Source organism: Bacillus pumilus, assembly GCF_009937765.1.
In the GTDB taxonomy this organism is placed as follows: Bacteria; Bacillota; Bacilli; order Bacillales; family Bacillaceae; genus Bacillus; species Bacillus pumilus_O.
Map to the genome: position 1 here is coordinate 3,694,540 of NZ_CP047089.1, position 19,984 is coordinate 3,714,523.

Genomic DNA, 19,984 nt, shown 5'->3' on the forward strand with positions numbered 1-19,984 from the left:
ATGGACGTTTCCCTCGATGACGGAAGGAAAATACGGGTTTTCTAGCGAATCTTTTTTATACATCAATCTAAGGACAACCCTAAAAAATGAAAAGGAGGGTCGGACGACGATGGAACAAAAAATGAAAGATTCGAATCAGCTTTATTCGAATATCGATTTACATGCCGTTCTTTCTTCTAATGGCCGCTTTCTCTACATTTCTTCTAACTGTAAGCAGCTTTTGCTCTATGAACAAAAGGATTTACTAGGGTGTTTTTTGAAAGACTTTGTTCATACCGAAGATCAATTTCTTGTCGAGAGTTATTTTTACAATCAGCACATGCTAGAGATTTGCCACTTTAGGTTGCTTAGAAGTGATCTAACAGCTGTATGGATTGAGGCTAGTATTGATTTTGTTGCTTGTGATGAGCTAGACAGTGAATTAAGTAGAGAAATGATCCTAAAAATGAGGGTGCTGGACGCTGAACCGCAAAAAGCAGTATTTCAAACAACATCAGAAGTGTCAGAACAGTCGTTAGGCAGTCTGCCGGCTTTCCAACATGTCAGTGAAGCTGAACAATTGATTGCCATGCTGCCAAATCCGTTATGTATTACGATTTTAGGGGAAATTGTTTATGCAAATGATGCGATGCTTCAATTAATGGGGGTCAGTACAAGAGATGATATGATTGGCAAAACTGCATTTGACTTTATTGCTCAGGAGTACCATGACATTGTGAGAAGCCGAATTACGAGGCTGCAAGAAGGTCTTCCAGTCGGAATGATTGAACAGATATGGAAGCGGAAAGATGGGAGCAGCATTCATATTGAAGTGAAGTCATCACCAACGATCTATCAAAATCAGCGGGCAGAGCTTTTGCTGTTAGTAGACATTTCATCCCGTAAGAAATTCCAAACCGTTCTGCAAAAAAGCCGGGAGCGGTATCAGCTGCTCATCCAAAACTCCATTGATACGATTGCGGTCATTCATGATCACAAATGGGTGTTTATGAATGAATCAGGCATTAAACTATTTGAAGCCGAGCATTACGATAAATTAATAGGAAAAGATATTTTCCATCAAATCCATTCATGTGACCAGCAAAAAGTGAAAAAGAGCATATCACGTATTATTGAAAGAGCTTCAGATTCTGAGATTGTCACGATGAGCTGTCATACGTTTAAACACAAGCTGATTTATACAGAAATGGTGTGTATCCCAACTACATTTTTTGGAGAAACAGCCGTTCAAATTATTTTAAGAGATATATCCGAACGCAAGCAGACAGAAGAGCTCATGCTTCGATCTGAAAAATTATCGATCGCAGGTCAATTGGCTGCAGGCATTGCACATGAGATTAGGAACCCATTGACTGCCATCAAAGGCTTTTTGCAGCTCATTAAACCGAAAACGAAAGATCGGGATCAATATTTTGAGATCGTTTTCTCTGAGCTGAGCCGGATAGAAATTATTTTAAGCGAGCTGCTCATGCTGGCAAAACCGCAGCAAACGGCATCCATGCAGACACTAGATTTGAAAAAAATCATCAGCGAAGTCACGGCTTTATTAGAAACACAAGCGAATTTAAATGGCATTTTAATGAACACGAGTGAGATAGAAGAGGGTCTCCTGATGAATGGGGACCAAAATCAGCTCAAGCAGGTGTTTATCAATTTAATCAAAAATGCCGTAGAATCCATGCCGGACGGAGGGAAGGTTGATATTACGGCCAAAGCAGAAAGTGATGGAATTCACGTCACCATTCGTGATGAAGGGATCGGCATTCCTGAATCGGTTATGAAGCGAATAGGAGAGCCCTTTTTAACGACAAAGGAAAAAGGGACTGGGCTAGGGCTTATGGTGACATTTAATATTTTAGAAAATCACAACGGGACGATCCGTGTGGATAGTCATCCAGAAAAGGGCACCGCATTTCACATCATGTTTCCTGCAAAATAAAAACAACGGCAGGAGAGCCGTTGTTTCAGTCTGTTAAATGAATGGAACGTTTTTCAAGAACGAATTGTTCTAGGCGATCAAGTCCTTCTTTCAGTGTTTCAAGTGAATAAGCATAGGATAGACGCACATACCCCTCGCCGAGTGGAGAGAAAGCAGACCCTGGTACAACAGCAAGTCTTGTACTTTCTAACAGCTCCATACAAAAATCAAAGGAACTCATCCCAAACGATTCAATGGATGGAAAAATATAAAAAGCGCCAGAAGGTTTAATGACCGGAAGTCCCATAGAAATGAGCCGATCATAAACATAATCGAGTCTTTTCTTATATTGCTCTCTCATGATAAGTGCATCATCCACACCATTTGTCACAGCTTCAAGTGCCGCCTTTTGTGAGACAGCCGAGGCACAAGACACGTTATATTGATGTACTTTTAATACATGTTTAGCAATTGGAGCTGAAGCAAATAAAAAGCCAATTCTCCAACCGGTCATGCTATGAGACTTAGACAGTCCGTTAATCACAATGGTCTGTTCCTTTAAGAAAGAAGCGATCGAATGATGCGGCCGGTCAAATGTCAGCTCGCTATAGATTTCATCGGATAAAATAAAGATATCTTTCCCTTCAAGTAGCTGGGCAATCTCTTTCAATTCTTCTTCTGAAAGCGTGACACCAGTTGGGTTTGAAGGATAAGGAAGAACAACACACTTTGTATTTTCCGTTAATGCATCCTCAATCAGCTTGGCATTTAATTTAAAGCCAGCATTCGTTGTATCGATATGTACTGGCTTCCCACCGCACATTCGAATGATCGGTTCATAGCCAGGGTAGACAGGTCCAGGTAAAATCACTTCGTCACCCTCTGACAAAATGGTTCGAAACGCAGCATCAATCGCTTGACTAGCACCTGTGGTCACAATGATCTCCGACTCAGCCTCATAATCAAGATTGACTTTCTTCTTGATGTAGTGCTGGATCGCTTGTCTTAGCTCTAGGAAACCAGCGTTGTGTGTGTACGAAGTGAAATTCTCGTCAATCGCTGCTTTGGCAGCTGTTTTGACATGATGCGGCGTATAAAAATCGGGCTGGCCTATCGTCAAAGAAACGACATCCTCATATGACGATACGAGATTTGAAAATGTTCGAATGCCTGAAATTTCAATATCCTTTACTCTTGGATTCAGCAAATGCTCCATTTCTCATCACCTTAAAAATTTATGTTTTTATCCTATTTTACCATTCACTGCATAAATGTCACCTGCGAAAGGCACTGGATATCATTATCTGTAGTCTATTCTTCTATTCATCACAGCATGAGTGATATATTGAAGAAAGAGCAACATTTATTATAGCGTAACCTCACGAGAAAATACAGGCTGCGATGAACATAATGAACATGATTAGAAAGCGGCAAAACTGTGTAAACTGAAAGAACGAAAGAATCAAAGTCATGGGAAGTGCTTTTATAGACATACGATCTCTTAAAGGAGGACGGTAATGGCACAATCAGCGAAGACATCGAAAATAGCGTTTCTATCCGTGATGAGTAACACATTTGTTGTCATCTTAAAAATCATTGTGGGTCTGCTCACTGGATCTGTTGCGGTGTTATCAGAAGCCATCCATTCTTTTCTCGATTTAATGGCATCTTTTATTGCATTTATCTCTGTTCGTATTTCAAGAAAGCCAGCAGATTCTAAACATCCGTATGGACACGGAAAAGTCGAAAATATTTCTGGAACGATTGAAACATTGCTGATTTTCGTTGCTGGCATTTGGATCATCTACGAATGTGTTCACAAATTAATGCATCCAGAGCCAGTCAAACTGCCTGTACTTGGCATTGTGGTGATGCTAATAGGTGCGATCATCAATTTTATCGTATCAAAAGTTGTGAACAAAGAGGCGGAAAGGGTCCATTCTGTCGCCATGAAATCGAATGCATTGCACCTGTTAACAGATGTGTATACGTCATTAGGGGTCGCATTCAGTTTATTGCTTGTCGCATTAACCGATTGGTATTTTTTAGATCCGATCATTGGGATGATACTTGCTCTCTTTATTATGCGAGAAGCGTTTAAGCTCATGAAAGAAGCCTTCCCGCCGCTCGTAGACGCCCGGCTAACGCACGAGGAAGAACAATCGATCGAAGCAATCATTCAAGGATTCAGTCAAGAGTTTATCGAATATCATGATTTTCGAACAAGACGATCCGGGGCAGAGGAGTATATTGATTTTCATTTGATTGTAGACGGCAAGACAACGATTGAAGATGTTCATCAATTATGTGATCGAATTGAAGAGAAGATTGAGAAAGAATTTCCGCATGCACAAATCTTTATTCATGTAGAACCTGAAAGTGAAAGAAGCACGCCAACGTAAAAAGGGCGATCAACCACCTTAGGTTGTATCGCCTTTTTTTACGTTTCATCTATGCAATGAAATCAATATCCATAAGCAGTATCGTAATCTTCATACCAAGAGATATAAGCTGTGTCATCATTTGACAAATCATGCTTCATGTCTAAAAAATCAGCTTCGCAAATATCTTCAATCACAGTCATTTCATTGTTCTTTAATAGTACGACAGTTCCCATCATGAACACCTTTCTTTAAAAAATCCTTGACTATTGTACCATGTGAAGAATCATTGTCAACAGCAGAATGGAAACAAGACAAAAATATCACAAAATGTTAAAAAAGCAGGAGGTAAAAGAACTAGAAGTGCCATGATTTTCACAAATTTTCAGTATTTATTCACATAAATCATTGAGGACGACCTGATCTAAAATATATGTAAAAGTGTAAAGTTACATTGATCTTGCGATATTCATAAGATATAATAACGAATGATTATAAGAAATTTATAGAAAACATACATAATAAAGGAGAAATAGGATGGAAACAAACATAACAGAACCACACATTCAAGAAAAGAAGCATCCTGAACTAGCAGGCGTAGGCTATCGTTTTCTTGCACACCTTTTAGATGGTATCATCATCGGCGTACCATATTCTTTTATCATGTTTATTTTGGCAACACTCTTTTTTGTCTCAAGTCCTGAGGCAGCAATGATGATGGATGACGACAGCTATTACTATTCAACAACTGTTATGACAGATGAAGAATGGGAAATTATTATGGGACTTATCTTCTTTTATATAGGAGCGATCTTAATCGGTATCGTGGTGACATGGCTTTATTACGCCATCATGGAATCATCAAAACTGCAAGGAACGCTTGGTAAGATGGCTCTTGGGATTAAAGTGACAAGAGTAACGGGCGAAAAAGTAACATTCGGCCGTGCAACCGGTCGCTTCTTTGCAAAAGGCTTTTTATCTCCAATCTTATGTATTGGTTATATCATTGCCTTTTTCACTGAGAAACAACAAGCACTTCACGATTTAATCGCAAGTACCATTGTTGTGAAGAAATAATGAAAAAAAGCACCTCTGCTCAAATGTAAGGGGTGCTTTTTGTATAGATTGCTTGTATGGAAGAGGGACGCATGACATAAAATAGAATGATAGTGAAAAATTAGGCGGGGAAGGGAGACAAACGATTGAAAACAGGGAAAAAGACCAAGCAGCAGAAAAAAGGAGCAGGCTTCGGGCTGTTTTTGACAGCACCCATTTTAGCCTGGGCATTGTATGACTTTGCTAATACGATATTTTCATCGAATATGATCACCATTTTCTTCCCGTTCTACTTGCAAGAAACGATCGGAGACAGTGCGAGAATGGATCAAATTGCTAGTACATTTATTTCTTATGCAAACGCACTAGCCAGTTTTTTTCTCGTCATTTTCACACCATTATACGGAGTTCTGATCGATCGGACAGGAAAAAAGAAGCGCTATATCACATTGTTTACTCTCATATGTATAGCTTGTACGTTTTTAATGGGGATCTTTGCTGGAATTGATTTCTCAAGCGAATGGTTTGGATTGCCTGTCTCTTTATTAGTCGTGGTCACCTTGTTTGTGATTGCAAAATTCTTCTATCACTCGAGCTTAGTGTTTTATGACACCATCCTGCCCGATCTTGGGACAAAGGATGAAATACCGCTTATATCTGGATTTGGCATTGCCGTTGGTTATTTAGGGACACTCGTCGGCCTCACAGTTTATTTACTTGTTGGCAATGACCAATTTCATGAAGCATTTATTCCGACAGCACTATTATTCTTTCTTTTTTTCCTGCCATTTCTCTTTTTTGTAAAAGACCCTCATCCACTGCCACAGCAAGAGAAAAAGGCGTCCTTTTTCAGTGGGTATAAAGAAATTATTCGCACGTTTAAAGAGATGAAGCATTATAAGCCGGCTTTTATCTTTATGATCGCATTCTTTTTTATGAATGATGCCTTGCAGACAGCGATTGCGATGATGGCTGTGTATGCCAAAATCATCATTGGCTTTACCGCTGGGCAATTTATCCTGCTTTATCTTGTGTCGACCATTTCAAGTATCATTGGTTCCTTTCTATTTGGATATATCACAAAAGCGATTGGGGCAAAGCGCTCGATTACAGTCGTGTATGTGATTTTGATCGTTGCTCTGATTCTGGCGGTGACAGCCAAAACGGAATGGGTCTTCTGGGTGGCCGGCAGTTTATTCGGAATTTCACTCGGCGCAAGCTGGGGGGCATCACGAATATTGATTATCGAGCTGACACCAAAGGAAAAAAGAGGACAGTTTTTTGGTCTCTTTGCATTCTCAGGGAAGGTGTCGTCCATTATTGGCCCTATCATTTATGGGTCAGTCACTCTGCTGTTTGCAGAGCACGGAAATCTCGCAAGTCGCCTTGCACTAGGGTCTTTACTCATTCTTGCAGTGATAGGACTCGTGATTCATCAATTCGTACGAGAGAAAGCGTAAAGAAACGTCAACTTTTTACCTATGCTGCCGATATAAAAAGTACAATCTTATATTGAAGAATAGAGGGATTTCCGTGGCTTTAAACAAACAAGAAATTTTACTTGACTCTGGTACCAATGAATTGGAAATTGTGAAGTTTGAAATTGGTTCAAATCAATTCGGCATTAACGTCATGAAAGTAAGAGAAATCATTCAGCCGGTTGAGGTGACGGTAGTACCGCACTCTCACCAAGATGTAGAAGGGATGATTAGTTTACGAGGCGAGATTTTACCAGTCATCAATCTATTTTCCTTTTTTAATGTCGAGTCAGATCAGTCAGAACAAGAGAAATATATTGTGACTGAATTCAACCAACGGAAATTTGTGTTCCATACAGGAACGGTATCACAAATTCACCGCGTCAGCTGGGAAGAGATTGAAAAGCCAACTGCACTCAATCAAGGGATGGATCGTCATTTAACCGGTATCATTAAGCTTGATGAAAAAATGATTTTCCTTCCAGATTACGAGAAAATCATTTATGATATTGAATCCGCTTCTGGAGTAGAAACGTATCATATGTTTGACGGTGAGAAAGACGAGAGAAGAACAGGGAAGAAGCTTTATGTCGTTGAAGACTCTCCGCTGCTCATGCGTTTATTAACAAATGAATTAACCGAAGCAGGCTATAAAAACATTGTGACCTTTGAAGACGGGAAACAGGCATATGACCACGTGATGGACCTTGTCAGCAAAGGAATTACTGTGACAGAAGAAATTGATATGATTATTACAGATATTGAGATGCCTAAAATGGATGGTCACCGCTTAACGAAATTGTTGAAGGAAAATCCTTTAACGAGTTCCATACCAATTCTCATCTTCTCTTCGCTCATCACGGAAGATTTACGCCATAAAGGGGAAACAATCGGTGCAGATGATCAAATTAGCAAGCCAGAAATTCATCAACTAATTGAAAAAGTCGATCACTTTATTATCTAAACAAAAAACCACTCGTCATGAGTGGTTTTTTTGTTTAAAAATAACTTTCCCCGAGTCGTTTGAAGACGGGCTTTGTATAATGTGATTTTTGTTTTGTGGCGGTAGGTTTTTCTTTTAAACCGACATACGTTTGAAGCAGTTGCTTTGCTCGGTTTAATGACATATTCGCTTTCGGATTGCGATATGATTGATTTAAATTTCCTAAGTGTGGCAAAAATTCGAAGTCTTCTTTAGTTGGTGGCAGGTGAAAATAATAATCTCCAATTTCAATCAGCACGTCGGACTGTTGTTGACTATATTTGGGATTGTTAGAGAAATGTAGGCCCACTTTTCTTCCTTTACCTTCTTGCAATAGTTTCTGCAGCGCACGTTTTTTCAAAAGATAAAGAAATTTGGGATTTGGTGCGGTTTTAGCATGGCGGTTAACAGTATAAATGGCTTTTGCGATGTTTTCTGCTGTAGGTTCTATGTCTTTAGTATGAGCATAATCGTCCATTTTTTCTCTCCTTTGTCTTTCGTCTTCCTGTGCTTAGTATAAATTATACGTTTTTATTAGTAAATTGCAAATAGAGTTATTGTAAAAAGAAAACCTTTCGTATAGAGGGATTAGGGAGGATTAGAAATTTAATTGTTTATAATCCCCCCAAAAACACCCCCAAAATTTAAATTCATAGCCTCTTCAAAACTTCAACTGATTCTATTTCTAATTCTTCAAAAGTATGGCTATATATATCATTAATCATTTGAGGGCTGTTCCAAAGACGATCAGCTATGACTTTGACTGGTATTCTTTTGCTTATCAGTATAGTGCATGAGTATGCCTTAAACCATGAACAGTTATTTTTTTAGTTTCTGATTATCAGCGACAGTATTTACAGCATAATTAAGTGAGTTAGGTGATATAGGTTTTCCACTTGTCCGACTGATTAATATGAAATCTTCTTCTTTTAGAGGTTGATCAAAGGAAAGCTGCAACTCTTTAAACTATTTTTTGTATATTTTTAATTGTTTATTACTTTCCTTCCGATTTTTATAGTGCGATAACTATTAATAATTTTTTGGAGCGTAAAAAGATGATGTAACTGGTATGCCGAGCGGCTTCACCGAATTGGATCGAATGACGTCGGGTTTTCAGCGGCAAGAATTTATAATCGTTGCCGCTCGTCCATCCTTAGGAAAAACCGCCTTTTGTTTGAATGTAGCAAGCAACTTCATGGAAAACCCCCTTAATTTAGGTAAAGGCGGAGCGGTTGGCATCTTCTCGCTTGAAAAAATTAATAAAACGGATGCAATCAAGCATCGGTAACATTAACGCCCAATCCATTCGTACGAGTAATTTAAACGCTGATGAGTGGGGCAGATTAAGCAAAGTGAACGGGGTTTTAGATTGTGCCACTCTTAGAATATTTGATCAACCAGGCATGACGATAAATGACATTTGGGCAAAGGCTCGTAAAATGAAACGGGAATTTGAAGGAAAGGACATGATGATCATTATTGACTGCCGGATTTAGTATCGTCCCTCCAGCTGTGAGGAACGCTTTTCATTCATCTACAGAGAGTACGGCCATGAAACGTATTGATTGGGAACAGAAACGAAATGTATATCTTGAAAGAGTGCAAAAGGCTGTCAACCGTCTTCCTGCTTATGAAAGACAAATCATTATTAAACGTTACATGCAGCAAGAATCTGTTTTCGATTACCAGGTTTATAATGAAATTGGAATGAGTGAAAGATCATATACACGCTTGAAAGGAAAGACATTCCTAGACCTGGCTTACGCGCTCAATGAAGTTGTATTTAAAGCACCCGTTTAGAGGTGTTTTTTGTTAGCAATTTTGGTTCGAATGCTGCTGACCTGTCAATATAAAAGTGGTTTAGGAAAGCAGATTATCTCATTCAGTTAGATAATGTGACCATTGTTAGCATCGTTAAAGTTAAGTGAGTGGCTAAAGGGGGGCTTAAATGGCATACTTATGGCACAACCTTGGCAAAGCATATGGTATTGGGTGTTAGGTATGTGGAAGGCCTTTTCACTAAAGCACCTCATTATACTTAAGCTAAAAATAAAACAGATCGTAGAAAAACATGAGTTTCTCTACAATCTGACCGCGCCTTATAAGTCGTTTAAAAGACTTTTGTTGATTCTACTCCTTGGTGGTGTCGTTTTGTTGCTCTATGTTTTTTAACCTGTTCTCGATCCTCGAGCCGAAAACGCAGATTACTATTAAAATTGCTATGCCTACAAATAACAAATAAAACTCCTCCTTATCTTATCGAATTAAATATTCATGAGTCTTTTAATATTATCCCATTAATTGAAATTTTATATTAATGGCAAATTTTTCTTTTAGAGGTGTCGGGTATAAAATCCTTAGATTAAAACGATTGTAAGTGTGCACGTAATTAACGAAACAATAAGAGAACTGAATACTATTAAAGATCTGTTTGGTTGATTAACGTTTAGTTTAGTACTGAATTTAGTACATGAAAATGATTGTGAGATGTATTTTATTCTTTTTGTAATCTCTAAGTATTCTTTAGGCTGCTTTTTTATCTTTGGCTTTTTATTGGCGTAAAAGTGGCGTGTTTTTGGCGTAATGTTGGCGCAGCATGACGGGAAAAAGGTTGTAGTATTGTATTATGCATAACCTAGAGGACAGAGGGGGCATATTCAATATATCGAGGGATGATTACATTGATGGAAATGGATCATTTACCTCTGTAATGACCTATAGATTATGAGTGCTTGAAAAATATAAAAAGATCAGAAATTAAGAACTTTTTCCTATTTCCCTCTTAAAATGTGTCTAAAATGTGACGGTTGTGTTTTTGGCAAACTAAATTGAGAATAGACACAGTCTATTCTACACTATGTGGATTTTTTTGAATTACATTTAAAAAGTGCTGTTGGATTTGAAATGAGTGCTTGATGAAATTATTTGCTGTAAGGCGTCTCTGTCTGTTTAAAAATTGGCGGCTAACAAACAGACAGACAGGGGCGGCTTACAGCAAATAAAAAAATGGATTCATGAAATTGGTCTATGTAGTCAATGACTATACGCAGGGACTAACCTTATTCCTCAACATAAGGAAGATGGTAAGTGGGTAACACTTAAAACGAACAGCCCAAACCCACTCAAGCCTGGTCAAAAAGATCATGATGAATGGTCTATTAAAGAAGCATTAGGGAATAAAAAAGGAACATACCGATTTAAAGTGGATGCTGAACGATATGACAATTGCTGGCTCAATGACCTTTACGATAGTAACAATCTTTGTCGCATGGTTTAAAAATAACTATGTGACCGATAAAGGTAGGCTGCAAAAAGAAGTTCTACAAAATAGATTAACAAAATAAAGAGCTGCCACATTGTTTACTTTCTTTCGCATTCGTTAAATAAACAATTAATTTTTAACGTTTTATCGGGTGAATTTCTTGAAAATTTCCCAAGCGATAATTGAAAATAAATAAATAAATCCTATACCGAGAACGATTATTAACGTTATAACTAATACACCATTCCAATTAGTCAATGAAATTTCCTACTTTCTCTTTTTGCGTATTTTCCCCAAAATCATTTTTAATATAAGTTGGAAATAGGAAACTTTTTTATGGATTTCAAAATATTTTAAAGAATCTTAGTCTTAAATCTGATCTATTGGAACGATGCCTTTACTTTTTCCAATTTAAAATAATCAGAGGAGAAAGAGTAACCGCAACAGACCAGGCAACTATATGAAACCTTTATATATTACGGTTCATAATACAGCTAACACAGCAAAAGGGGCAAACGCAGCGAGTCACGCATCGTTTGTGAAACCGATCTAGTACAGGTGTAAGCTGGCACTACACGGTGGATGATAAAGTTATCTATCAACATCTGCCGTTAAATGAAAACGGATGGCACGCAGGAACGGTAGAGGAACGGGAAACATGAAGTCAATTGGAATTGAAATTTGTGAAAACGCAGACGGTAATTTTGAGAAGGCGGTCGAGAACGCTCAAAGGTTAATTCGCCAGCTAATGAAAGAGCAAAGCATTCCATTGGCAAATGTTGTACCGCATAAGAGATGGAGTGGGAAAGAATGCCCTCGTAAGTTGCTTAATCGCTGGGACAGTTTCAAAGCCGGGATCGCCGTTGCTCACATAAGTAAAAAGCCGACTGTTAAACCAACAAAAGCAGAACCATCCAAAACAGCAGCTTCAAAGCCTGCTAAAAAATCATATGGCTTGCCAACAGGAATTTTAAAAGTTACAAAGCCTTTTACAAAGGGGACAGGCGTAAAAGCCATACAGGAAGCCCTAGCGGCGGTTTACTACTACTCCGATAAAGGCGCAAAAAGTAACGGCATTGATGGCTATTATGGTCCAAAAACAGCGAATGCGGTCAAGCGGTTCCGGCTTATGCAGGGGCTTGCTGCCGATGGCATCTATGGTCCTAAAACCAAAGTGGCTCTTAAAAAGGCATTGAAATAAGTAACAAAATGAAAAAAGACCTCACATCATAGGAGGTTCCTCTGTCATATTTTGACCAAATCTCCTAATGGTTATAACTTCTATATGTAAATAATCACTTTCCAATTCTACTTACATATATTATACAGAGCGCATGTCTTTCATTTCTCATGTTTTTCCCCATCTAGAGAAAATCTCCTCCTAGGGGGAGATTTTCTTTTTGTGTTTTTATCTTTTTTCTTGTGAAAGGGAAAAATTTATTTTAATATCTTACAAATACTTTTTTGAAAACTATATAAGAAAAAGAACATTATATACGTTATCAATAATAAAAATATTTTTATTGAACATCTTTTAATCTTAGTCTTTTTAATCATTTATGTAGAGAAACAGGAGCATATTCAGATTAGTTACATAGAGTGTTTAAGGGGTGATGTTAAAATGAGAAGATGTAAACATTGTGGAAAATTATGTACATCTCATTCAGGTTACACTAATCGGATAACTAACTCTTTTTCCCATACAAAAAACACCTCCAAATTGTTTTCAGATATGCTATACCCGATTTTCAATTTAAAGGTGTTTTTATTTGTCTCACTTTATGGGGTCAGTCCCACATTCTACAGGGTTTTTTCCTTTACCTCAAAACACGTGAGAATCAGGAACTCAAACATTTACGTTTACGTTAAGGTAATAAAGGTGTATAATAAATGATGAATTGATGAGCAGGAGGCACTGGCAATGGATTGGATGAAAATTGATCAAGTGGCGAAAAGAAGCGGACTGACGAAACGGACGATTCGTTTCTATGAAGAAATTGGTTTATTATCAGCACCAAAGCGGACAGAGGGCGGTGTCAGGCTGTACTCAGAGGACGACATGGAAGAACTAGAAAAAGTTATGCAGGCAAAAGAGGTACTCGGTTTTTCTTTACAAGAGCTTCAATCGTTTATGGAAATAGGGAAGCAGTTAGAGCTGAATAAAGAAGGCTACTTGCTGTCGCTTGATCCGAAGGAACGATTAGAAAAGCTGTTAGATATTGAGGCGCAGCTGACTGTGCAACATCAATTAATTACAAAAAAGCTTGAAACGATTCAATCCTTTAAAAAGGATCTTGAAACGATGAAAGATAGAGCGGCTCATGCGATTGAGCAACTACAAAAATAAACACCTCAGTGTGTTTATTTTATTTTGTCAACATTTGAAGGAAAGGTTCTGATGGAATGAAGGAAGAAGAAGTGTTAAAACAGCGTACAAGTCTACTTAGGCAGCCGAAGGCCGTCTGGGCTGTTGCCTTTGCATGTGTGATTTCATTTATGGGGATAGGACTTGTGGATCCAATTTTGCCGGCGATTGCATCACAATTAGATGCATCTCCAAGTCAGGTCTCTCTGTTGTTTACGAGCTACTTACTTGTGACCGGCTTTGTGATGTTTTTTACCGGCTTTCTCTCTAGTCGAATTGGTGCGAAATGGACATTATTAATCGGACTTATTTTTATTATTGTCTTTTCTGCTTTAGGTGGTACCTCTTCAACGATTAATGAATTAATCGGCTATAGAGGCGGATGGGGCATTGGGAATGCCTTATTCATTTCAACGGCTCTCTCTGTCATTGTCGGTGTGTCTGTTGGAGGAAGTGCGAAGGCCATTATTTTATACGAGGCCGCACTAGGTCTTGGGATTTCAGTTGGACCGCTGCTTGGCGGAGAGCTTGGGACGATCTCTTGGCGCGGACCATTCTTTGGTGTTGCGGTATTAATGCTTGTTGCTCTTTTAGCCATTACGTTTATGCTTCCGCCGATGCAAAAACCTCAGAAAAAGGTGAAATTATTTGAGGCTGTCGGGGCGTTAAAATATAAAGGGCTTTTAACGATGGCATCTGCCGCTTTCTTATACAATTTTGGTTTCTTTGTGCTTTTAGCGTATTCGCCATTTGTGCTTCATCTGGATGAGCATGGTCTTGGTTATGTCTTTTTTGGATGGGGGCTATTTTTGGCCGTCACATCTGTCTTCTTAGCGCCAGTCATTCATCGCAAGCTTGGAACATTGACTTCTCTTGTGGTACTTTTTGCTTCGTTTGCTGTGATTTTATTCGGTATTGGCATTTGGACTTCACATATTGTCGTCGTCATCTGCGGAATTGTCATTGCTGGGGGGATTCTTGGCATGATCAATACGGTGCTCACGACCGCTGTGATGGGATCAGCACCAGTTGAGCGTTCCATTGCTTCATCCTCTTACAGTGCTGTGCGGTTTATTGGGGGCGCGATTGCTCCTTGGATTGCCGGCGTACTTGCTGAATCTTATACAGCGAGCACCCCTTACTATGTTGGGGCGGCTGTCGTTCTGTTGGGCATGATTATCCTGCTAATTGGTCGTAAGCATCTTATCCATATTCAAGCAGGTCATTAAAAAAAAAAGCCTTATATCTTTTTCAGATATAAGGCTTTTTGCCGTTATAATACTTTTGTCGTCCAAGATTCGCAATTCCAAGTTTCAGTGGCTACATCTTGATAAAATTCAGGTTCGTGAGAGATCAATAAGACGCTCCCTTTGTATTCTTTCAATGCACGTTTTAGTTCTTCTTTCGCATCAACATCCAAGTGATTGGTCGGCTCATCGAGAACAAGTAGGTTGGTTTCTTCATTGATCAACTTACAAAGACGGACCTTTGCTTTTTCTCCACCGCTTAAAACAGACACGCGGCTTTCAATATGTTTTGTCGTTAATCCGCATTTAGCAAGGGCAGCTCTCACTTCATATTGCGTGTAAGAAGGGAAGGTGCTCCATACTTCTTCAATACAAGTGTTGCTGTTTTGTTCTTTTACTTCTTGCTCAAAGTAACCAATATGAAGGAATTCTCCGCGTTCCACCTCACCCGAAATCGGAGAAATTTCTCCAAGGAGACTTCGCAGCAATGTCGTTTTTCCAATCCCGTTAGCACCGTAAAGCGCAATTTTTTGCCCACGTTCCATTTTCAGATTCAATGGACGAGAGAGTGGTTCATCATAACCAATGACCAAATCTTTTGTTTCAAAAATCAATTTCCCAGAAGTCCGTGCCGCTTTAAAGTGGAATTCAGGCTTTGGTTTTTCTGCTGCGAGTTCAATCATATCCATCTTATCTAGTTTCTTTTGACGGGACATGGCCATATTTCTTGTGCTGACACGCGCTTTGTTTCTTGCCACAAAATCCTTTAATTCAGCGACTTCCTGTTGCTGCCTTTTGTAAGCTGCTTCAAGCTGGCTCTTTTTGACTTCGTACACTTGTTTAAATTGATCATAATCACCAACATAGCGCGTTAGCTCTTGATTTTCAACATGATAGATCAAGTTAATCACGCTGTTTAAAAACGGAATATCATGTGAAATGAGGATAAACGCATTTTCATATTCCTGTAAATAGCGCTTCAGCCACTCAATATGCTGCTCATCTAAATAGTTGGTCGGCTCATCGAGAAGGAGAATTTCTGGCTTCTCTAACAGCAATTTCGCAAGCAATACTTTTGTACGCTGTCCGCCGCTCAGCTCAGTCACATCACGGTCCAGCCCAAGATCGGTTAACCCAAGACCTCTCGCTATTTCTTCGACCTTGGAATCAATGATATAGAAATCATTGTTTGTGAGCGCATCTTGAATGACGCCCACTTCCTCTAACAGCTTTTCCAGCTCATCAGGATCGGCTTCACCCATTTTGCCGTAAATGTCATTCATCGCTGCTTCCATTGAAAATAAATAGTGGAATGCATCCTGAAGCACTTCGCGGATCGTTCGTCCCTTTTCTAGCACAGTGTGCTGATCCAGGTAACCGACACGGACATTTTTTGCCCATTCCACTTTTCCTGCATCTGGCTCCAGCTTGCCAGTAATAATATTCATAAACGTTGACTTTCCTTCACCGTTGGCGCCAATTAAACCAACATGCTCGCCTTTTAATAAACGGAAGGAGACTTCGTGAAAAATGGCTCTGTCGCCAAAGCCATGGCTTAAATCTTTAACAGATAATATCATTTTTTACACCTCAAATAGATTCAAAACGGCTAGTGCCTCTCATGATTATATCGAACTGTCCGTCTCGATAAAAGCATCAAAAGAAAAATTGCGTTTCAAAGCTGATTTTGAGATACTAAAGGATAGATTGAATGAGGATAAAGGAGATCGACATGATAGAAAATTGGGCATTTTTGAAAGAAGCAAAGCCATTTATTCAAGAGAACTTCCAATCGGCTGGCTTCGAAAAACCAACAGCTATACAAGAAAAAACAGCAGAATGGATTACGGAGAAGCGTGATGTGATCGCAGAATCGCCTACGGGAACGGGGAAGACACTGGCGTATGTGTTGCCGCTTTTAAATAAAATCGATGTGAATATCAAGCACCCACAAGTCTTAATCTTGGCACCATCAAGAGAGCTTGTGATGCAAATTTTTGATGTCGTGCAAGAGTTTAAACAAGGATCAGACATCAAAGCGGTCTCCTTGATTGGTGGAGCAAACATCAAAAAACAGCAAGAAAAACTAAAAAAACACCCGAACATCGTTGTCGCAACACCTGGGCGTGTACAAGAATTAATCAAAATGAAGAAACTGAAAATGCACGAAGTCAAAACAATCGTGCTAGATGAAGCAGATCAGCTTCTTGTGCCAGAGCATATGAAAACGATCCAAGCGATCATTAAATCCACACTAAAAGAAAGACAAATCCTTTGTTTTTCTGCGACCTTGAAAGACGAAACGGTTCAACTGATTAAAGAAATGACATCTGAACCAGAAGTATTGAAAATTGCTCGAAGTGAGGAAGAAGCGCAGAAAGTAGGACACTATTATCTGTTATGTGACCAGCGTGACAAAGTAAAACTACTGCAAAAGCTATCACGGCTTGAGGACATGCATGCGCTCGTTTTTGTGCGTGATATTACGAATCTAAGCATTTATGCAGAGAAATTAGCGTATCACCATGTCGACCTTGGTGTCCTTCATAGTGAAGCGAAAAAAGCAGAGCGAGCTATCATCTTAAAGGAATTTGAACAGCGTGAATTCCCGCTTCTTCTTGCAACAGATATCGCAGCAAGAGGGATCGATATTGACGATCTGCCTTACGTAATCCATGCCGACCTGCCAAACGAAGAAGGCTATATTCACCGTTCAGGCAGAACCGGTCGAGCAGGAAAAGAAGGAGCTGTCATCAGCCTCGTCACACCTCAAGAGCATACAACGCTCAAAAAAATGGCGAAAAAGCTACATCTTTCGCTTCAGGAAATTGTTTATAAGCAAGGCCAACTGCATCTTGCGCCGAAGCAAGCATAAAAAAGGACCCTGCCACATGGAGGGTCTCAGCGTGTAGACAAACCCTCGCATTCGGTGTCAGTCCTGCGTGCTGGTGCTCACGAATGTCAAATTCGCTCCGCGCCAGTACTCGTCCTTCCTATACTGCAAAGGTTTTCTATCACGCTGAAAAAGAGACAAAGGGCTAAAATCAAGATCATTTTAGCCCTTTGTCAACAATCTAAGGACCCTACCACATGGAGGGTCCTTTCTTTTTATGAAATTTTGACAAGCTGTTTTCCGACATTTTCTCCTTTGAATAGTCCAATGAATGCATCCGGAATGTTGTCAAAGCCTTCAATGATTGTTTCTTTATAAGTCAGTTTGTCTTCTTTTACCCATTGTGCGAGGTCTCTTGCTGCTTCTTCAAAACGATCTGAGTAGTTGGCAACAATGAAGCCTTGCATCAATGCACTTGTTTTAATAAGTTTTGTTTGCACACGCGGTCCAATGTCCTCGCTTGCGCTAATGTTATAAGACGAAATCGCGCCGCACACCGGAATACGTGCAAAGCGGTTCAAATGATTCATCACGGCATCAGATATTTCGCCGCCTACATTGTCAAAATACACATCGACGCCGTTAGGGCACGCCTTTGCAATGGCATCATCTAAATCATTTGTTGTTTTATAATTAATTGTTTCATCAAAGCCCAGCTCTTTTAAATAAGCCAGCTTATCATCAGATCCCGCAATCCCAACGACGTGAGCGCCTTTGATCTTAGCAATTTGTCCCACAACGGAACCAACAGCACCTGCGGCCCCAGAAATGACAACAGTCTCGCCTTCTTTTGGCTGACCAATCGCAAGAAGACCGAAATAAGCGGTTTGCCCTGGCATGCCTAAAATGCCTAAATAATAGGACAACGGCGCAATAGATGGATCAATTTTTGTGAGAGAATCAGCTTTGGCCGTGGAATATTCTTGCCAGCCAAGGAATCCAAGTACAAAATCACCTTTTTCAAATTGAGGCGATTTGGATTCAACGACTTCTCCGACAACACCGCCCTGAATCACTTCATTTAGCTTGAATGGAGGTGTATAGGATTTTGTATCCTGCATCCGTCCTCTCATATAAGGATCTACAGAAACATATTTCGTTTGAATCAAGACTTCACCATCTTGCGGCACAGGTATATCGACTGTTTCAAAATGAAAAACATCTTTTGTAGGTAATCCTTGTGGACGTTTGGCTAATTGAATTTGCTTTTGTTGACTCATGTCAAATCCTCCCTTTCACTTGCAGCCTAGATTTACATTAACATGATGCTTCTTTTCATTCAAAACATACGGTCTATTTCAAACACATACAAAAAAGCAGCCACCATCTTATAGATGAGGACTACTTTTTTGGAAGTCAACAGAGAGGAGCGGCGGCAGACAGCCAAACAGCTGATACACGTCCGCATCACGTTCTTTTAACAAATATTCGTTCGCATTTTGCATGGAGGCTTTCATCATATCGCGCGTCACAAAAGGATAAAGGATATTCAAGTATGAGGACAACAGGTCTTGTGGATCTTGTTCAATCGACTCGATATCTCCAATGTTAATAATGATGGAAAAGAGATAATCAATGGAGATGCGAAAGTGCTGTTCAGCAAACAATGTAAGCGGCTCTGCTTTTGCTTCTTCAGGATTCCATTTTTGAAAAAGCTGTTTCACCAAATCACTGACAACCCAAGCATTAAACTGCTGCTCCGCTGAAAAGTAATACATCAGCTCTACCTCATTTCTAGCCTCCAGTACAAGAATTGTACAATAAAACAGCAGGGATGAACATAATATTTCAGAAAATTTAGTCATTTTTACAGGCTTTTTGTCAAAAATAAGTCAATAGGCATGGTTAGTACACAATGTAATATGGATGTGCTCAAAGAAGGTTTAATGATAAAAGTGACGGGTAAAAGATTCGTAAGACGCTAAAGGAGGAATATAAAATGAAACCTGTTGTAAGAGAGTATTCAAATGATGAAACACTTCAAAGAGATGTAGAGCAATTAAAATCACTCGGTGTTGCAAGAGAGGACATTTATGTTCTGTCCCATGACGATGATCGTACAGAGCGTATTGCTGAAAATGCAGATGCCAATACGATAGGTCCAAGAGAAGTTGGCCTGAAACATGCTGTTGGGAATATCTTTAGTAAAAAGGGCGATGAGCTCCGAAATAAAATCCATGAAATTGGTTTCTCTAAAGAAGAAGCTGAGAAATTTGAAGAACATTTAGATGAAGGGAAAGTCCTTCTCTTTGTGACAGACCATGAAAAAGTGAAAACTTGGGCATAAACGCCAACTGAGAAAAAGCCTCTTACTTTCGTAAGGGGCTTTTTTTCATGCCCCCATCTTTGAAGGAGAGGTCACAACTTTTTTACTATATTTAGAAAAAACAGCAGATTGGAAT

At 39.4% G+C, this 19,984-nt stretch carries 16 protein-coding genes and 3 pseudogenes; 13 read left to right on the forward strand and 6 right to left on the reverse strand.

Translation table 11 applies throughout. The features are described 5' to 3' along the window. Positions 1 to 109 precede the first annotated feature (109 nt). A complete protein-coding gene (locus tag GPS65_RS18680) occupies positions 110 to 1,939 on the forward strand; it encodes a PAS domain-containing sensor histidine kinase (RefSeq protein ID WP_161985467.1) in 1,830 nt (609 codons plus the stop codon). 25 nt (positions 1,940 to 1,964) lie between these two features. On the opposite strand, the gene GPS65_RS18685 is transcribed toward GPS65_RS18680, so the two are convergent. Beyond that, entirely contained in the window at positions 1,965 to 3,134 is a 1,170-nt protein-coding gene (locus GPS65_RS18685; protein WP_088003942.1) for an aminotransferase A, read from the reverse strand. A gap of 301 nt (positions 3,135 to 3,435) precedes the next feature. Between GPS65_RS18685 and GPS65_RS18690 the strand changes: the two genes are divergently transcribed. Then, positions 3,436 to 4,320 carry a cation diffusion facilitator family transporter gene (locus tag GPS65_RS18690; protein ID WP_161985468.1) on the forward strand — a complete coding sequence of 295 codons (885 nt, stop codon included), beginning with the start codon at positions 3,436 to 3,438 and terminating at the stop codon, positions 4,318 to 4,320. Between the two features lie 62 nt (positions 4,321 to 4,382). On the opposite strand, the gene GPS65_RS19345 is transcribed toward GPS65_RS18690, so the two are convergent. Next, the gene (locus tag GPS65_RS19345) at positions 4,383 to 4,535 is read right to left on the reverse strand and encodes a hypothetical protein (protein ID WP_169056411.1); all 153 of its coding nucleotides are present in this window, start codon (positions 4,533 to 4,535) and stop codon (positions 4,383 to 4,385) included. A gap of 301 nt (positions 4,536 to 4,836) precedes the next feature. Between GPS65_RS19345 and GPS65_RS18695 the strand changes: the two genes are divergently transcribed. The 3 genes from GPS65_RS18695 to GPS65_RS18705 all read left to right on the forward strand — a co-directional run bounded on the left by GPS65_RS18695 (position 4,837) and on the right by GPS65_RS18705 (position 7,797). Beyond that, positions 4,837 to 5,376: an RDD family protein gene (locus GPS65_RS18695; protein ID WP_088003939.1), complete on the forward strand. Its 540-nt coding sequence runs from the start codon at positions 4,837 to 4,839 to the stop codon at positions 5,374 to 5,376. A gap of 125 nt (positions 5,377 to 5,501) precedes the next feature. Further along, positions 5,502 to 6,815 carry an MFS transporter gene (locus tag GPS65_RS18700; protein WP_088003937.1) on the forward strand — a complete coding sequence of 438 codons (1,314 nt, stop codon included), beginning with the start codon at positions 5,502 to 5,504 and terminating at the stop codon, positions 6,813 to 6,815. Between the two features lie 73 nt (positions 6,816 to 6,888). Next, positions 6,889 to 7,797 carry a chemotaxis protein gene (locus GPS65_RS18705; protein WP_012009773.1) on the forward strand — a complete coding sequence of 303 codons (909 nt, stop codon included), beginning with the start codon at positions 6,889 to 6,891 and terminating at the stop codon, positions 7,795 to 7,797. A 34-nt stretch (positions 7,798 to 7,831) separates the two neighbouring features. On the opposite strand, the gene GPS65_RS18710 is transcribed toward GPS65_RS18705, so the two are convergent. Further along, on the reverse strand, positions 7,832 to 8,293 hold the full coding sequence (locus GPS65_RS18710) for a YkyB family protein (RefSeq protein WP_012009774.1): 462 nt from the start codon (positions 8,291 to 8,293) through the stop codon (positions 7,832 to 7,834). A gap of 621 nt (positions 8,294 to 8,914) precedes the next feature. Here GPS65_RS18710 and GPS65_RS18715 point away from each other — a divergent pair. The 6 genes and pseudogenes from GPS65_RS18715 to GPS65_RS18740 all read left to right on the forward strand — a co-directional run bounded on the left by GPS65_RS18715 (position 8,915) and on the right by GPS65_RS18740 (position 14,671). Next, positions 8,915 to 9,311: pseudogene (locus tag GPS65_RS18715) on the forward strand (DnaB-like helicase C-terminal domain-containing protein). Positions 9,312 to 9,327: 16 nt separating this feature from the next. Beyond that, complete coding sequence (locus tag GPS65_RS18720) at positions 9,328 to 9,615, forward strand: ArpU family phage packaging/lysis transcriptional regulator (RefSeq protein ID WP_238389174.1); 288 nt, start codon at positions 9,328 to 9,330, stop codon at positions 9,613 to 9,615. A gap of 1,424 nt (positions 9,616 to 11,039) precedes the next feature. Continuing rightward, positions 11,040 to 11,159 (forward strand): annotated as a pseudogene (locus GPS65_RS18725) (phage holin); the annotation flags it as partial. Between the two features lie 378 nt (positions 11,160 to 11,537). Next, a pseudogene (locus GPS65_RS18730) lies at positions 11,538 to 12,278 on the forward strand (peptidoglycan recognition protein family protein). A 720-nt stretch (positions 12,279 to 12,998) separates the two neighbouring features. Further along, entirely contained in the window at positions 12,999 to 13,424 is a 426-nt protein-coding gene (locus GPS65_RS18735) for a MerR family transcriptional regulator (protein WP_012009228.1), read from the forward strand. A gap of 56 nt (positions 13,425 to 13,480) precedes the next feature. Further along, positions 13,481 to 14,671 carry an MFS transporter gene (locus GPS65_RS18740; protein ID WP_119124548.1) on the forward strand — a complete coding sequence of 397 codons (1,191 nt, stop codon included), beginning with the start codon at positions 13,481 to 13,483 and terminating at the stop codon, positions 14,669 to 14,671. 44 nt (positions 14,672 to 14,715) lie between these two features. On the opposite strand, the gene GPS65_RS18745 is transcribed toward GPS65_RS18740, so the two are convergent. Then, positions 14,716 to 16,269: an ABC-F family ATP-binding cassette domain-containing protein gene (locus GPS65_RS18745; RefSeq protein ID WP_012009230.1), complete on the reverse strand. Its 1,554-nt coding sequence runs from the start codon at positions 16,267 to 16,269 to the stop codon at positions 14,716 to 14,718. Positions 16,270 to 16,421: 152 nt separating this feature from the next. On the opposite strand from GPS65_RS18745, the gene GPS65_RS18750 reads away from it, so the two are divergent. Further along, a complete protein-coding gene (locus GPS65_RS18750) occupies positions 16,422 to 17,564 on the forward strand; it encodes a DEAD/DEAH box helicase (protein WP_012009231.1) in 1,143 nt (380 codons plus the stop codon). A 233-nt stretch (positions 17,565 to 17,797) separates the two neighbouring features. Here GPS65_RS18750 and GPS65_RS18755 read toward each other — a convergent pair whose 3' ends face one another. Beyond that, a complete protein-coding gene (locus GPS65_RS18755) occupies positions 17,798 to 18,802 on the reverse strand; it encodes an NADP-dependent oxidoreductase (protein ID WP_012009232.1) in 1,005 nt (334 codons plus the stop codon). 108 nt (positions 18,803 to 18,910) lie between these two features. Further along, complete coding sequence (locus GPS65_RS18760; protein ID WP_012009233.1) at positions 18,911 to 19,300, reverse strand: YfmB family protein; 390 nt, start codon at positions 19,298 to 19,300, stop codon at positions 18,911 to 18,913. Positions 19,301 to 19,521: 221 nt separating this feature from the next. Between GPS65_RS18760 and GPS65_RS18765 the strand changes: the two genes are divergently transcribed. Then, the gene (locus GPS65_RS18765; protein WP_088000770.1) at positions 19,522 to 19,869 is read left to right on the forward strand and encodes a YflT domain-containing protein; all 348 of its coding nucleotides are present in this window, start codon (positions 19,522 to 19,524) and stop codon (positions 19,867 to 19,869) included. The last annotated feature ends 115 nt before the right edge of the window (positions 19,870 to 19,984 follow it).